Origin of the sequence: Streptomyces sp. NPDC001890, assembly GCF_042891445.1 — a bacterium.
GTDB lineage: Bacteria > Actinomycetota > Actinomycetes > Streptomycetales > Streptomycetaceae > Streptomyces.
On record NZ_JBIATE010000003.1, the window covers coordinates 194,987 to 210,150 of the forward strand.

Genomic DNA, 15,164 nt, shown 5'->3' on the forward strand with positions numbered 1-15,164 from the left:
CATCGCGCAACGGATGGGGAGGCAGGAACGACGGTGGCGGAACGTAGCACGGCTGCCGTCGACGTGGCCGACAACAGCGGTGATGAGCCGCTGACCGCCAAGGCGGACGAGACCACGGCCGACGGGACGACAGAAGCTCAGGACACCAAGGGCACGAAGCCGCAGGACACGGATGGTGATCACATCGGTTCCGAGGCCACCCTGCCGACCCCTGATCTGCACAGCGGGCACAAACTTGCCAGACGCTACCGCCTGGAGGAGTGCGTCACCCGCCTGGACGGCTTCAGCAGCTGGCGTGCCGTCGACGAGAAGCTGCGCCGCGCGGTGGGCGTCCATCTGCTTCCGGCCGACCACCCGCGTGCCCGCTCCGTGCTGGCCGCGGCCCGCTCCTCCGCACTGCTCGGTGACCCGCGTTTCGTGCAGGTCCTCGACGCCGTGGAGGAGGACGACCTCGTCTACGTCGTCCACGAATGGCTCCCCGACGCCACTGAGCTCACCTCGCTGCTGGCCTCGGGGCCGATGGACGCGCACGATGCCTACCAGCTCGTCAGCCAGGTCTCCCAGGCCATGGCGGCAGCCCACCGGGAAGGCCTCGCACATCTGAGGCTCACCCCGGGGGCGGTGCTGCGGAGCTCGACCGGGCAGTACCGGATCCGCGGCCTCGCGGTGAACGCCGCCCTGCGGGGCATCACCGCCGACGGTCCCCAGCGTGCGGACACCGAGGCGATCGGCGCCCTGCTCTACGCCGCGCTGACCCAGCGCTGGCCGTACGAGAGCGATGCGTACGGCCTGGCCGGGCTGCCCAAGGGAGTGGGGCTGATCGCCCCCGACCAGGTGCGCGCCGGCGTCCACCGGGGCCTTTCCGAGCTCGCCATGCGCGCACTCGCCAACGACGGCGCCACTGCCTCCCGGCAGGAGCAGCCGTGCACCACGCCGGACGAGCTGGCCAAGGCCGTTGCCGCGATGCCCCGCATCCGTCCTCCGGAGCCCGCCTTCACGGCGCCTCCCGAGTACCAGCGCACCACCTACCAGCAGGGTTCCTACGGGCGCCCGCCCGCCCGGCCCGTCGCCGCCCAGCCCACGATCACGGCGCCCCCGGCACCGCTCCAGAGCCGCACCGGCAAAGCCCTCAAGTGGGCCGTGTCCGCGCTGCTCATCGCCGCACTGGGCCTCGGCAGCTGGCAGCTCGCCGAGGCGCTCATCGACCACAACAAGAGTTCCGACTCCGGCGACAGCACACAAACCGACCCGAAGAACAGCGACAACAAGGCTCAGCCCGCGACCGAGCCGCTGCGCATCGCCGGAGCGACGGAGTTCATGCCCAGTGGCTCGGGGATCCAGACGGATCAGGTGCCGAACTCCGTCGACGGTGATGCGGGCACGGCCTGGGTCACCCCGCGCTACCTGGGCTTCGCGAACTTCGGCAACTACCCGAACCGCAGGGACGGCAGCGGCATAGTCGTGGACCTGGGCAGTGTTCAGGACGTCGCGGGCATCGCCGCCAAGATGTACCGCAGTGGGCAGAAGGCCGAGGTCCTGGCTGCCGATCCGAGCGCTTCCGCCCCGTCGTCCCTCTCCGACTTCCCCCAGCGCCTCACAGAGCTCGCAACGGTGGGAAGCGATCTGAAGGAGACCTTCCCCAAGCCGGTGCGGACGCGCTACGTCCTGGTCCGGCTCGCGGAGCTGCCTTCGGACGGAACGGGTGGTTACCGGGGCGGGATCTCGGAGATCTCCGTACTCAAGTGACCGCGAGGCCGGTGGGACGCCCCCACCGGCCTCCCGTGTATCCGGTGCGCCTCGCACCGGTGACCGCGTCCGGTCCCGGACGGCGCCTCCTGCGCCCCTGCCCCGTCCGCTCAAATCGTGATAGACAGACGCACCTTGACGCAGCGAAAGGGAGGGAGGGGGAGGTGGCCGCCGAGCCGTCGGAACCACTCAGCGACTCAGACCTCCTCGCTCGCCATGTGGCCGGTGACCCGGACGCCTTCGGCGAGCTCGTACGGCGCCACCGCGACCGGTTGTGGGCCGTGGCGATACGGACCCTGGGAGACCGCGAGGAAGCCGCGGACGCCGTCCAGGACGCCCTTGTCTCCGCCTTCAGGGCCGCCCATACCTTCCGCGGTCAGTCCGCCGTCACCACCTGGCTGCATCGCATCACGGTCAACGCCTGCCTCGACCGGGTCCGCAAGGCGGCCACCCGCAGGACCGCTCCGGTCGATGACACCGAACGGTTCGAGCAACTCCTGGAACCGCACGAATCAGCGGAGGCACCGGCGGAGCGCCAGGACCTCCACCGCGAGCTCCTGGCCGCCCTCGCCACTCTGCCCGCCGAGCAGCGGGCCGCACTCGTCCTCGTCGACATGCAGGGCTACCCGGTGGCCGAGGCGGCAGGCATCCTCGATGTACCGACAGGCACCGTGAAGAGCCGCTGTGCGCGGGGACGGGCCCGGCTGGCGCCGCTGCTCAACCACCTGCGCGGCGAGGTCGCAGGAGTCGGCGAGAGAGCCGGAAGGAACCGGACGCCGCGTGCATCCGTCCCACCGGCATCGGGGCCGAGAGATGCGGGCACAAGCGATCCCGCTGCAGTGAAGGGCGGAGGTGGGCGCACATGACATCAACGACCGGCACGACCCAGCATCCGGATGTCACGGAGATCTCCGAGCTGGCGGAGGAGTTGCTCCCACCGTCACGTGCAGCAGAGGTACGTGACCATGTGGCCGGCTGCGAGCTCTGCGGTGAGGTCCATGCCTCTCTCATGGAGATCCGCGAGCTGCTCGGCACCGTGCCCATGCCCCAGCGCATGCCTGACGACGTCGCGGACCGCATCGATGCCGCACTTGTCGCCGAGGCGGCTCTCGGCGTCACGAAGCCTTCTGGCTCGGCACATGTTTCACGTGAAACACAGCGGCCGGCAGCAGAGGAGCCGAACACGGACCCCGGTCCCTCGGACCGTCCCGCAGGACGTCCCCGGGCGACCACCGGGCCCGGCCGCCGGTCGGTCCGGCGCCGCCGTCGCACAGCCGTGCTCGGAGCCGCTCTCGGTGCGGCCGTGGTCGGCGTGAGTGTCTTCATGCTGCAGAGCCTCCAGCCGTCCCAGGAGTCCGGAAGCCTCAAGGCAGCAGACCGCAGCTCCACCGCCGAGGAGAACAGCGGAGGAGCGTTCTCGGAGTCCACGCTCGGGGACCGGGTGCACACGCTTCTTCTGAGTACCGGCTCGAAGCCGTCGAAGTCGGCGGATGGTACGGAGGCCGGGAAGCAGGCGCCGTCCGTCGAGGCGCAGTCGACACCCAAGGGCAGCTCCGCCGGATCCGGGTCGCCCCAGACGCCGTTGCGCGCACCCACCGTGCCCGTCCCGCCGTGTGTGCAGCAGGGCACCGGACGCGATACTGCCGCCCTCGCCGTGGAAGAAGGCACCTACGAGGGCACGGATGCGTTCCTCGTCGTCCTTCCGCACCCGTCCGACGCGAGCCGTGTACAGGCGTACCTCGTCGATGCGGCCTGCGTCCGGACCGCGCCCGCGGGCAAGGGCGAGCTCCTGCTGACCCACTCCTACCCGCGCCCCTGAGAATCCCGCCGAAGCCGCCCGGCACGTCGGGGAATGCATCCCCCGTAGGATCCGTTGGGTGGGGTGAGAGTCGTTGAACCGGCCCCAGTAGGCGTGGACAGTAGGCAGTCTGCAGAGACGAGGAAGAAACCCGTGAGCGACGTCCGTAACGTGATCATCATCGGCTCCGGCCCCGCGGGCTACACGGCCGCCCTTTACACCGCACGCGCCTCTCTGAAGCCGCTGGTGTTCGAGGGCGCCGTCACCGCCGGTGGCGCGCTGATGAACACCACCGACGTGGAGAACTTCCCGGGCTTCCAGGACGGGATCATGGGCCCCGAGCTCATGGACAACATGCGCGCCCAGGCCGAGCGCTTCGGCGCCGAGCTGGTTCCCGACGACGTCGTCTCCGTGGACCTCACCGGAGACATCAAGACGGTGACGGACACGGCTGGCACGGTGCACCGCGCCAAGGCCGTCATCGTGACGACCGGCTCGCAGCACCGCAAGCTCGGCCTGCCCAACGAGGACGCCCTCTCCGGACGCGGTGTCTCCTGGTGCGCCACCTGTGACGGCTTCTTCTTCAAGGACCAGGACATCGCCGTGGTCGGCGGCGGCGACACCGCGATGGAGGAGGCGACCTTCCTCTCCCGCTTCGCCAAGTCGGTCACCATCGTCCACCGCCGGGACTCGCTGCGCGCCTCCAAGGCCATGCAGGAACGAGCCTTCGCCGACCCGAAGATCAAGTTCGCCTGGGACAGCGAGGTTGCCGGAGTGCAGGGCGAGCAGAAGCTCTCCGGTCTGACCCTGCGGAACACCAAGACCGGCGAGACGTCCGAGCTCGCGGTGACCGGCCTGTTCATTGCGGTGGGCCACGACCCGCGCACCGAGCTCTTCAAGGGCCAGCTCGACCTCGACGAGGAGGGCTACCTCAAGGTCGAAGCCCCCTCGACCCGTACCAACCTGACCGGTGTCTTCGGCGCCGGTGACGTCGTCGACCACACCTACCGGCAGGCCATCACGGCCGCCGGCACGGGCTGCTCCGCCGCCCTTGACGCCGAGCGCTTCCTCGCCGCGCTCGCCGACGAGGAGAAGGCCGCAGCGGCCACCGTCTGATCCACGCCTCGCACCCCACTACACCCCAAGAAGTTAAGGAGGCCGCCGTGGCCGGCGCCCTGAAGAACGTGACCGACGACTCCTTCGACGAGGATGTCCTGAAGAACGAGAAGCCCGTCCTGGTGGACTTCTGGGCAGCCTGGTGCGGCCCGTGCCGCCAGATCGCCCCGTCCCTGGAGGCCATCGCCGCCGAGCACGGCGACAAGATCGAGATCGTCAAGCTCAACATCGACGAGAACCCGGCCACGGCCGCCAAGTACGGCGTCATGTCCATCCCGACCCTGAACGTCTACCAGGGCGGCGAGGTCGCGAAGACCATCGTCGGAGCGAAGCCGAAGGCCGCGATCGTCCGCGACCTCGAAGCCTTCCTCGGCTAGGCGTCCGCGCGCCACTGTTTCACGTGAAACGGGTCCGTTCCTCGGGGGACGGACCCGTTTCGCGTTGCCAGGGGAGCTCGGATCGCCATGGGCTCTCGAATCACAGCGGCCTCAGCGCCGGCTCCTTCTGTACCGCGCCCAGCAGCCGGTCCAGCGCCAGTTCCACGTCTTCCTTCCAGGACAGCGTCGTGCGCAGTTCCAGCCTCAGCCGAGGATGAACGGGATGCGGCCGTACGGTCTTGAAGCCGACGGCCAGCAGATGATCCGCGGGAAGCACACAGGCCGGCTCCTTCCACCGGGCGTCACCGAAGGCTTCGATCGCCTTGAACCCCCGGCGCAGCAGATCCTTGGCAACGGTCTGCACCATGACCCGGCCCAGCCCCTGTCCCTGGTAGCCCGGCATGATCCAGCCAGTGATCAACTGAACGGCATCGGAGGAGACGGGGCTGGTGGGAAACGCGGTCGAGCGCGGTACGTAGGCGGGCGGCGCATAGAGCACGTAGCCCACTGGGACATCGTCGACATGGACGACGCGTCCGCACGACCCCCATTCCAGGAGAACGGCCGAGATCCAGGCCTCCTTCTCCAACTCGGGTGTCCCTGCCTTTACCGCAGCTTCCCCACTGACCGGATCAAGCTCCCAGAAGACACATGAGCGGCATCGTCTGGGGAGATCGGAAAGGTTGTCCAGCGTGAGCGGTACGAGCCGACGCCCCATGAAGGCTGTTCCTCGCTTCCTTCGCCCGCCGCATCGCGTGCGACGGTCAGTGCACTCCGTTCACTGACCGTATGGCCCTTTCTACCGAGGTGGCTCAACCTGGATGTGCCATACCAGAACGCATCGTATCGACCCAGGGATGAAGCCGACACCGAGAGAAAGCAAAGGGCGGGCTGTGTTCCGGTAACCACCGGAACACAGCCCGCCCGACATCCTCATCGGCAGGGTCAGCCCTCGTCGTCCTTGGCGGATTCCTTGGCAGATTCCTCGGCGGATGCCTGATCCAGCACGCGTCCTTCGCCCGGCGCCAGGCTGCCGAGAATGCGGTCCAGATCCTCCATCGACGCGAACTCGACGACGATCTTCCCCTTCTTCTGACCGAGGTCGACCTTCACCCTGGTCTCGAAGCGGTCCGAGAGCCGGGTGGCGAGATCGGACAGGGCGGGTGACACCCGGCCGCCGGCCCGCGGCCCCCTGGCCTTGGCCGGGCTCGTGGGAGTGGAGCCCATGAGCCGCACGATCTCCTCGACCGCACGCACCGAGAGCCCCTCGGCCACGATGCGATGGGCCAGCCGGTCCTGCTCCTCCGAGTCGTCCACGGACAGCAGGGCCCGCGCATGACCAGCCGAAAGCACCCCGACTGCCACCCTCCGCTGTACCGGGGCCGACAGCTTCAGCAGACGCAGAGTGTTGGACACCTGCGGCCGGGAACGCCCGATCCGGTCGGCCAGCTCGTCATGCGTGCACTCGAAGTCCTTGAGCAGCTGGTCGTACGCGGCTGCCTCCTCCAGCGGGTTCAACTGAGCCCGGTGAAGGTTCTCCAGGAGCGCGTCCAGGAGCAGCTTCTCGTCATCCGTGGCCCGGACGATAGCCGGAATCCGCTCCAGATTCGCCTCGCGGCAGGCCCTCCAGCGCCGCTCGCCCATGATGAGCTCATAGCGCTCCGGTCCCACCTCGCGCACGACGACAGGCTGGAGGAGTCCCACCTCCTTGATGGAGGTCACCAGCTCCGCGAGCGCGTCCTCGTCGAACACGTCACGGGGCTGGCGGGGGTTCGGAGTGATGTCGTCAATGGGAATCTCAGCGAAGTACGCCGTGGCAGGTTCCACCGGCCCGGCGGCCGCTCCGGACCCCGACACCGGCGCACTCGGCTCCGGGACGATCGGAATGCCCGCGCGAGTGGCCACCTTCGCCGCAGCCACCCCCCGCTCCGCTGTCAGCACAGGATTCGCCCCGGCAGAGGTCGATCCCATCCCTGCGGGCGGCACCTGCTTCTCCTGCGGAGCGGCGGGGATCAGGGCACCCAGCCCACGCCCCAACCCTCTTCGACGCTCGCTCACTGAATCCCCTCCGAAATGCTCTGCTGGCTGTTACCCATGCCCGTCCGGGCATGCTGGGGCTCGTAGTGGATCCCGACGCCCCGCAGGGCGATCTCACGCGCCGCTTCGAGGTACGACAGCGACCCACTGGAACCCGGGTCATAGGTCAACACGGTCTGCCCGTAGCTGGGCGCCTCCGAGATCCGCACCGATCGCGGAATGTTCGTCCGCAGCACCTCCTTGCCGAAGTGGCTGCGCACCTCCTCCGCGACCTGAGAAGCGAGCCTGGTCCTGCCGTCGTACATGGTGAGCAGGATCGTCGACACATGGAGATCGGGGTTGAGATGCCCCCGCACCAGGTCCACATTCCGCAGCAGCTGCCCCAGCCCTTCCAGCGCGTAGTACTCGCATTGGATGGGGATCAGCACCTCGGCCCCGGCAACCAGGGCATTGACCGTCAACAGACCGAGCGAAGGCGGGCAGTCGATGAGGATGTAGTCCAACGGCTGCTCATACGCCTGGATCGCTCGCTGGAGTCGACTCTCCCGCGCCACCAGCGACACCAGCTCGATCTCCGCACCGGCGAGATCGATGGTGGCGGGGGCGCAGAAGAGGCCTTCGACGTCCGGTACGGGCTGAACCACCTCGGAGAGCGGCCTGCTCTCCACCAGGACGTCATAGATGGAGGGGACTTCGGCATGGTGATCGATACCCAGAGCCGTAGAGGCGTTCCCCTGCGGGTCGAGGTCGACCACCAGAACACGGGCGCCGTGAAGCGCGAGCGAGGCAGCAAGATTGACCGTCGTGGTCGTCTTGCCCACTCCGCCCTTCTGGTTGGCCACCACCATGACGCGCGTCCGCTCGGGACGGGGCAGGCCCTCGCCGGCGCGGCCAAGGGCCTCAACCGCCAGCTGGGCCGCGCGACCGATGGGTGTGTCGTCCATCGGCGGCGGTGTTTCACGTGAAACACCGTCCCCCGCCGATTCGGTTCGGGGACCGGGGACCGGATCGGTCATCGGTCCCGCGATGTTGGCGTCGGACCGCAAGGATTCACTCTCCTCGACTTCAGGCTCGCAATGAGCAGAGCCTGCCATGCTTTCGGGGTCGTGAACCAGCGAGGCCCGCTCTTCTGTGGATGAATCCACTTCTGTGGACAACTCCGTAGCCCTAACGGGCCTGCGATGCCGCGGCGCGGCAGCCGCGCGACCGCGGCTGATGATTCCATGCAGCAGAGAGCGACGTTTCACGTGAAACACGATGCCCCCGCAGCCTAGCTACAGGGGCACGACACTCCGTATGGGCGCATACGGCCACGTACCGGACCGCCGCCGGCAGACCGCATGAACTGCACGTGGCGCTCGATCCCGCGGAGCGAGTGGGGGATGTCAGCGGCGGCGCCTCGTGCGACTCGTCCTGGCGGCCTTGGCCCTCTTTGCGGCGAACCTCACACCGCCCGGACTCTCACCGACCACCACACGCACCACCGTGGACATCGGGTCGACCACGCCGTCCCCGACATGCAGCACCTCGGTATCCACCACGCCGAGCTTGCTCAGGGCCGCGCGTGCCCCGGCGATCTCCTCCTCGGCGGTGTCCCCCTTGAGCGCCAGCATCTCCCCGTACGGACGCAGCAGCGGAACGCCCCAGCCGGCCAGCCGGTCCAGCGGTGCCACGGCACGAGCCGTCACCACGTGCACCGGCTGGAGCGACCCCAGAACCTCCTCGGCCCGGCCACGCACGACCGTCACATGGTCCAGGCCCAGCAGCTCCACTACCTCCTGAAGGAAATTCGTGCGCCGGAGCAAGGGCTCCAGCAAGGTGATCTTGAGGTCGGGGCGCACCAGTGCCAGCGGGATACCGGGAAGGCCGGCCCCCGAGCCCACATCGCAGACGGTGACGCCCTCGGGCACGACCTCGGAGAGCACCGCGCAGTTCAGCAGATGCCGCTCCCACAGCCGCGGCACCTCACGCGGGCCGATCAGCCCCCGCTTCACCCCGGCGTCCGCCAGCAGTTCCGCGTACCGGACAGCCTCCGGGAAGAACTCGCCGAAAACCGCCCGTGCCCCTTCGGGCGCCTGGGGAAGCTCTACTTCCGCCGTCACGGGGACCGTCCTTCCATACCGCACTACCGCACTGTGGGTGGCTGATCTATCAGGCTGACAAAGATCGGCCCCGCCTGCGAACAGACGGGGCCGACAGAACCAGGGTCCGGTCAGGCCGGGAGGACGACGACGAAGCGCTCCGGCTCCTCGCCCTCGGACTCGCTGCGCAGACCGGCGGCCGCGACCGCGTCGTGGACGACCTTGCGCTCGAACGGCGTCATCGGGTCCAGCTTCACCGGCTCGCCAGTGCTCTTGACCTCGTCTGCGGCCTTGGCACCCAGCGCCGCGAGCTCCGCCCGCTTCTTGGCCCGGAAGCCCGCGATGTCCAGCATCAGCCGGCTGCGGTCCCCGGTCTCCCGGTGAACGGCGAGCCGCGTCAGCTCCTGGAGCGCCTCCAGCACCTCACCGTCGCGGCCCACGAGCTTCTGCAGATCACGTGCCGAGTCGCTGATGATCGAGACCGCGGCCCGGTCCGCCTCGACATCCATGTCGATGTCGCCGTCGAGGTCGGCGATGTCGAGCAGACCCTCAAGGTAGTCCGCTGCGATCTCGCCCTCCTGCTCAAGGCGGGTCAAGGTGTCGCTGCCCTCAGCGGCCGTGGAGGTGGTGCCTTCCGTCACGGATGGACTCCTTCTTACTTCTTGGACGGGTGCTTGGGCCGCTGCGGGCCCTTGCGCTGTCCGGACTTGGCTTGGCGTGAGGAGCCGGACGCGGACTTGCCCGCCGGCTTGGGCTTTTCGTCCTGCGCGGTGTCCCGCTTCTGCAGAGAGGTCTTGGAACCCGACTCGGTGGAGTCGGCGTCCTTGGCCCCCGTCTGCGCGGTACCGGTCTGGCGCTGGGCCTTGGTCTGGCGCTTGGGCTGCTGGCGCCGCTGCGCGGCTCCGCCCTCGGCCTCGGCGGCAGCGGTCTCACTCTTGATCACGGTGCCGTCCTCCTGGGCGGCGAGGCCCAGCTTGGCCAGCCCCGTGACGAACTTCCGCTCGATGTCATTGCGGTCCGGGCCCTTGGCCACGATCCGCTTGACGGTGTTGCGCCGGGTCCTGCCACGGACCTCGCCGTGCGCGGTGACGCTCTTCAGCAGACGGGTCAGGTACTGGTCCTGCGCCTTGCTGCCCGGGGTCGGGTTCTGGTTGATCACGTACATCTGCTGACCCATGGTCCAGACGTTGGTGGTCAGCCAGTAGACCAGGACACCGACGGGGAAGTTGATGCCCATGCCGGCGAAGATCAGCGGGAAGATGTACATCAGCATCTTCTGCTGCTGCATGTACGGCGTCTTGACCGTCAGGTCGACGTTCTTCGTCATCAGCTGGCGCTGGGTGAAGAACTGCGAGGCCGACATCAGCACGATCATGACGGCGGTGACGACCCGGACGTCGGTGAGCGAGGCACCGAGAGCCGCGACTTCCTCCGAGCTGTTCATGAACTTGGCGGCGAGCGGAGCGCCGAAGATGTGTGCCTGACGGGCGCTGTCGAGCAGCGACTGGTCGATGACACCGATCTTCTTGTTCGAGGCGATGGCCGACAGCACGTGGTACAGGGCGAAGAAGAACGGCGACTGCGCCAGGATGGGAAGGCACGAGGAGAGCGGGTTGGTGCCCGTCTCCTTGTACAGCTTCATCATCTCTTCGGACTGACGCTGCTTGTCGCTCTTGTAGCGCTCCTGGATCGCCTTCATCTTCGGCTGGAGCACCTGCATGTTGCGGGTCGACTTGATCTGCTTGACGAAAAGCGGGATCAGGCAGATCCGGATCAGCACCACCAGGGACACGATGGACAGACCCCAGGCCCAGCCCGTGTCGGGTCCGAAGATCGCCCCGTACAACTTGTGGAACTGGACGATGACCCATGAGACGGGCCAGGTGATAAAGCTGAACAGACTGGCAATCGTGTCCACTAATCAGGCTCCTTGAGCATTGGGCGAAGTCTCTGCGGCCCGACTCGGGGGTTCGGAGGCCGATCCCCGGACAGGCGCATCAGCGGCGGAGTCCCCGCCCTTGCCACCGCGCATGGCATTACGCAGGAGTTCATGCCAACGCGGACGTTTGCGTGGTGGAACGTGGTCCACGCCACCGGGTGACCACGGATTGCACCGCAGGATGCGCCAAGCCGTCAGCGCAGTTCCCTTGATCGCTCCGTGCCGGTCGATCGCCGTATATCCATAGTGGGAACACGACGGGTAGTAACGGCAGACAGGCCCGAGAAGTGGGCTGATCGTCCACTGATACAGCTTGATAAGAGCCAGCAGCGGGTACTTCATCGCGCGCCCCCTCCCAGCAGCCGCTGGAGAGCGGCGTCCAGGTCTCGGGCCAGCTGTTCATGGTCGGCGTCGCCCGCTCCGGGCAACGCTCGTACGACAACCAGGCTACCGGGGGGCAGCAGGGCAAGCCGTTCGCGGACCAGGTGGCGAAGCTTCCGCTTCACCGCTGTGCGCACAACCGCTCCACCCACAGCTTTGCTGACAACGAAACCCGCACGCGGCGGGGGAGCATTCTCCCCAGTCACGTGCGGGTCCGTTGCACCGCTGCGTAGATGAACGACGAGTAGCGGGCGACCGGCCCGGCGTCCTCGACGTACTGCGGTCGCGAAGTCCTCGCGCCGCCTCAGCCGATTCTCGGTAGGCAGCACGTCATGACCTGTAAGCGATCAGGCGGACAGGTTGGCGCGACCCTTGCCACGGCGGGACGCGAGAATCGCGCGGCCGGCACGGGTGCGCATGCGCAGCCGGAAGCCGTGGGTCTTCGCGCGACGACGGTTGTTCGGCTGGAAGGTGCGCTTGCTCACTAGGGGGCTCCAGAAATGACTCGTGTGTTGGCGGGACATCGCCTGGCTGTCACCGTGCGCCCACGAGAGACTCGCGTAAACGCTCTAGTGCACCGCTTCACAATCACAGATCGTGATCTTTGCCCATCGGAGGCAGGCGGCAGCAGCCATCGACAACTCGACCTGGTCACGGTACGCGCGGCTACGCCATCCGGTCAAACCGGCTCCACAGCACCCCCCACTGTGCACAGGCTGTGGACAACAACTTGAACCACGCGGGTCGCCCTGACTACCGTGGCTGAGCTCCGGTTCTTTTCTTCCTGCCTGCCGGTCCCCACCCATACCGACCCATCCCGTCCCGAGAACCACACATTCGTGGGACCAGCGAGAGAGCGTGCCCCGTGGCTGACGTACCTGCCGATCTTGCCGCAGTGTGGCCACGAGTGCTGGAGCAACTCCTCGGGGAGGGCCAGCAGGGCATCGAGCCGAAGGACAAGCAGTGGATCGAGCGCTGCCAGCCGCTCGCCCTGGTCGCCGACACGGCGTTGCTCGCGGTGCCCAATGAATGGGGCAAGCGCGTCCTGGAGGGCCGGCTCGCGCCGCTCATCAGCGAGACGCTGAGCCGCGAATGCGGCCGCCCGATCCGCATCGCGATCACCGTCGACGACTCCGCGGGCGAACCGCCGAGCCCGCCCGCGCCGCCGATGCACCAGCCCCAGCAGCCTCAGCAGCACCGCTACCAGGGGCCGCAGCACGACGAGCGGCAGCACAACGACGCGTACGACGGGTACGGACACCGGCCCTCCGACGACGGCATGCCGACCGCCCGGCCGGCCTACCCCGACTACCAGCAGCAGCGCCCCGAACCCGGTGCGTGGCCGCGCACCCAGGAGGACCTCTCCTGGCAGCAGCCCCGGCTCGGCGGGTTCCAGGACCGCGAGGCTCCCGCGGAGCAGTGGCGCGAGCCGTACGGCGGCGGCCGCCCCCAGCAGCCCCAGCACGACTACCGTCCGCAGCCGCCCGAGCGCCAGGGTTACGAGCAGCAGCGCCCCGAGCACCACGACATGCAGGAGCCGCAGCACCGGCAGGGCGGCGCCGGCACCGGACGGCCCGGCGGCGCCACCGGGCCGATGGGCTCGCAGCCCGCTCCCACGCCCGGACCCGGCGAACCGGCGGCCCGGCTGAATCCGAAGTACCTCTTCGACACCTTCGTGATCGGCGCGTCCAACCGGTTCGCGCACGCCGCGGCGGTCGCAGTCGCCGAGGCCCCGGCCAAGGCGTACAACCCGCTCTTCATCTACGGGGAGTCCGGGCTCGGCAAGACCCACCTGCTGCACGCCATCGGTCACTACGCCCGCAGCCTCTACCCGGGCACCCGGGTGCGGTACGTGAGCTCCGAGGAGTTCACCAACGAGTTCATCAACTCGATCCGCGACGGCAAGGGCGACACCTTCCGCAAGCGCTACCGGGATGTGGACATCCTGCTCGTCGACGACATCCAGTTCCTGGCGAGCAAGGAGTCGACGCAGGAGGAGTTCTTCCACACCTTCAATACGCTCCACAACGCCAACAAGCAGATCGTGCTGTCCTCCGACCGGCCGCCCAAGCAGCTGGTGACCCTGGAGGACCGGTTGCGGAACCGTTTCGAATGGGGCCTGACCACCGATGTGCAGCCGCCGGAGCTGGAGACGCGCATCGCGATCCTCCGTAAGAAGGCGGTGCAGGAGCAGCTCAACGCCCCGCCGGAGGTACTGGAGTTCATCGCCTCCCGGATCTCCCGGAACATCAGGGAGCTGGAGGGGGCGCTGATCCGGGTCACGGCCTTCGCCAGCCTCAACCGGCAGCCGGTGGACCTCGGACTGACCGAGCACGTACTGAAGGACCTGATCCCGGGCGGCGAGGACTCGGCTCCGGAGATCACGGCGACGGCCATCATGGCCTCGACCGCGGACTACTTCGGTCTCACGGTGGACGATCTCTGCGGAACCTCGCGCAGCCGGGTGCTGGTGACGGCCCGCCAGATCGCCATGTACCTCTGCCGGGAGCTCACGGATCTCTCGCTGCCCAAGATCGGTGCGCAGTTCGGCGGCCGTGACCATACGACGGTGATGCACGCGGACCGGAAGATCCGCGCGCTGATGGCTGAGCGGCGCTCCATCTACAACCAGGTCACCGAGCTCACCAACCGCATCAAGAACGGCTGACGCAGCGCCGCTGCCAGACGCTCCGTACGCGCCGGAAGGGCGCCCGGGAAACCCTCAACAGGGGGGTCTCGGGCGCCCTTTTCGCTGCCTGGGGGTGCCCTGGGAGGGTGCCTGGGGGTTTGCCTGTGGAGCGCCAGGAGCACGCCAGGGACGCTCAGCCCCCGCCTCCGAATCCGCTCTGGACGTGCTCCGAGGCCCGCTCGGAGCACGTCCAGAGCCCGCGCGGACCCGCTTCGGCACCCGCGCCGGACCCGCTGCCGCCGCTCCGGCGCCGTCGCGCTGTTCGAATACCTGCGACTGACCGCCTGTTCTCCACAGATCTGGGGAGTTTTCCCCTTCCACAGCCTGGGGATCCGGAAGTTGTCCATATTGCTTCCACAGGGGCGACTGCCGATACTCCATCAGGCCAGGTCAAGGGGTTGGGGATTTGTGGTCAACCGTGATCCACAGCCTGTGGACAAAATATTCGTCCACAGGGCGTGGATGAAGTTGTCCACCGTCGACCCACAGGCCGAGCCGTCTTGTCCCCAGCTCCCTGCCGCTTCTCCACACCTCTGTCCACTGTTCGGCAACGCTGTGACGCCTTTCACCGCGCCGAGTGAAAGGCGTCACACCAAGAGGGTCGGTTGGGCTGTGGGGAACCTGGGTAAAGCTGGGGACAGCCCTGGGGAGAAACCCCCCTGTCCTGTGCATCGGGTGTGCAGAACTTTCCTGTGTCCACAGAAGCGCCGTGTTGTCCACCGGTGCCACCCACAGGGGCAGTGGATAAAAAACGGTGCTTGACCTGCGAAAACGACGTTATCCACGGTTTCCACAGGCCCTACTACTACTGCCACATAGAGTTAGCCCGGAATCCGCTTCGAAGTGGGGCCTGTGCACAACTCGGCGCCGGAGCTCTCCGAGCCGCTTGTCGCGACTTGACCCCGAGCAGCACCGAGTGTCGGTGCCGTACGTCAGACTGGTCCCCGGCGTCCTCGCTGCCTCGGCGGCGGAAGACGCGATCAGACGACGAAGGCCAGCA

The 15,164-nt window shown here is 67.9% G+C and carries 15 protein-coding genes; 6 read left to right on the forward strand and 9 right to left on the reverse strand.

All coding sequences use genetic code 11. The annotated features are described in order from the left end of the window. Positions 1–33: 33 nt before the first annotated feature. The 5 genes from ACFYY1_RS12175 to trxA all read left to right on the forward strand — a co-directional run bounded on the left by ACFYY1_RS12175 (position 34) and on the right by trxA (position 5,037). Positions 34–1,746: a serine/threonine protein kinase gene (locus ACFYY1_RS12175; RefSeq protein ID WP_388583744.1), complete on the forward strand. Its 1,713-nt coding sequence runs from the start codon at positions 34–36 to the stop codon at positions 1,744–1,746. Positions 1,747–1,910: 164 nt separating this feature from the next. After that, entirely contained in the window at positions 1,911–2,612 is a 702-nt protein-coding gene (gene sigM, locus ACFYY1_RS12180) for an RNA polymerase sigma factor SigM (RefSeq protein ID WP_388583745.1), read from the forward strand. After that, positions 2,609–3,565, forward strand: a complete 957-nt coding sequence (locus ACFYY1_RS12185; protein WP_388583746.1) for an anti-sigma factor family protein — start codon at positions 2,609–2,611, stop codon at positions 3,563–3,565. The genes sigM and ACFYY1_RS12185 overlap by 4 nt, the downstream gene beginning before the upstream one ends. A gap of 132 nt (positions 3,566–3,697) precedes the next feature. Next, positions 3,698–4,660 (forward strand): thioredoxin-disulfide reductase, encoded by a 963-nt coding sequence (gene trxB / locus ACFYY1_RS12190; protein ID WP_388583748.1) that lies wholly within the window; start codon positions 3,698–3,700, stop codon positions 4,658–4,660. Between the two features lie 47 nt (positions 4,661–4,707). Then, entirely contained in the window at positions 4,708–5,037 is a 330-nt protein-coding gene (gene trxA, locus ACFYY1_RS12195) for a thioredoxin (RefSeq protein ID WP_388583750.1), read from the forward strand. Positions 5,038–5,137: 100 nt separating this feature from the next. Here the strand turns inward: trxA and ACFYY1_RS12200 are convergent, their stop codons facing one another. The 9 genes from ACFYY1_RS12200 to rpmH all read right to left on the reverse strand — a co-directional run bounded on the left by ACFYY1_RS12200 (position 5,138) and on the right by rpmH (position 11,960). Next, positions 5,138–5,755 (reverse strand): GNAT family N-acetyltransferase, encoded by a 618-nt coding sequence (locus tag ACFYY1_RS12200; protein WP_266731332.1) that lies wholly within the window; start codon positions 5,753–5,755, stop codon positions 5,138–5,140. 227 nt (positions 5,756–5,982) lie between these two features. Further along, positions 5,983–7,095, reverse strand: a complete 1,113-nt coding sequence (locus ACFYY1_RS12205) for a ParB/RepB/Spo0J family partition protein (RefSeq protein ID WP_388583752.1) — start codon at positions 7,093–7,095, stop codon at positions 5,983–5,985. Beyond that, complete coding sequence (locus ACFYY1_RS12210) at positions 7,092–8,168, reverse strand: ParA family protein (protein ID WP_388584673.1); 1,077 nt, start codon at positions 8,166–8,168, stop codon at positions 7,092–7,094. Before ACFYY1_RS12210 ends, ACFYY1_RS12205 begins: the two co-directional genes overlap by 4 nt. Positions 8,169–8,459: 291 nt before the next feature. Beyond that, positions 8,460–9,176 carry a 16S rRNA (guanine(527)-N(7))-methyltransferase RsmG gene (rsmG, locus tag ACFYY1_RS12215; protein WP_388583753.1) on the reverse strand — a complete coding sequence of 239 codons (717 nt, stop codon included), beginning with the start codon at positions 9,174–9,176 and terminating at the stop codon, positions 8,460–8,462. Between the two features lie 110 nt (positions 9,177–9,286). After that, positions 9,287–9,796: a R3H domain-containing nucleic acid-binding protein gene (locus ACFYY1_RS12220; RefSeq protein WP_266731337.1), complete on the reverse strand. Its 510-nt coding sequence runs from the start codon at positions 9,794–9,796 to the stop codon at positions 9,287–9,289. Positions 9,797–9,810: 14 nt separating this feature from the next. Beyond that, positions 9,811–11,073: a membrane protein insertase YidC gene (gene yidC / locus ACFYY1_RS12225; protein ID WP_388583754.1), complete on the reverse strand. Its 1,263-nt coding sequence runs from the start codon at positions 11,071–11,073 to the stop codon at positions 9,811–9,813. Positions 11,074–11,076: 3 nt separating this feature from the next. Beyond that, entirely contained in the window at positions 11,077–11,436 is a 360-nt protein-coding gene (gene yidD / locus ACFYY1_RS12230; RefSeq protein WP_388583755.1) for a membrane protein insertion efficiency factor YidD, read from the reverse strand. Beyond that, on the reverse strand, positions 11,433–11,804 hold the full coding sequence (gene rnpA / locus ACFYY1_RS12235) for a ribonuclease P protein component (protein ID WP_266416837.1): 372 nt from the start codon (positions 11,802–11,804) through the stop codon (positions 11,433–11,435). The genes yidD and rnpA overlap by 4 nt, the downstream gene beginning before the upstream one ends. An 18-nt stretch (positions 11,805–11,822) precedes the next feature. Next, positions 11,823–11,960 carry a 50S ribosomal protein L34 gene (gene rpmH / locus ACFYY1_RS12240; protein WP_030930485.1) on the reverse strand — a complete coding sequence of 46 codons (138 nt, stop codon included), beginning with the start codon at positions 11,958–11,960 and terminating at the stop codon, positions 11,823–11,825. Positions 11,961–12,340: 380 nt separating this feature from the next. Here rpmH and dnaA point away from each other — a divergent pair, with 380 nt between their 5' ends. Next, positions 12,341–14,143, forward strand: coding sequence for a chromosomal replication initiator protein DnaA (gene dnaA, locus ACFYY1_RS12245; RefSeq protein WP_388583757.1), 1,803 nt, complete (start codon positions 12,341–12,343; stop codon positions 14,141–14,143). Positions 14,144–15,164: the final 1,021 nt, after the last annotated feature.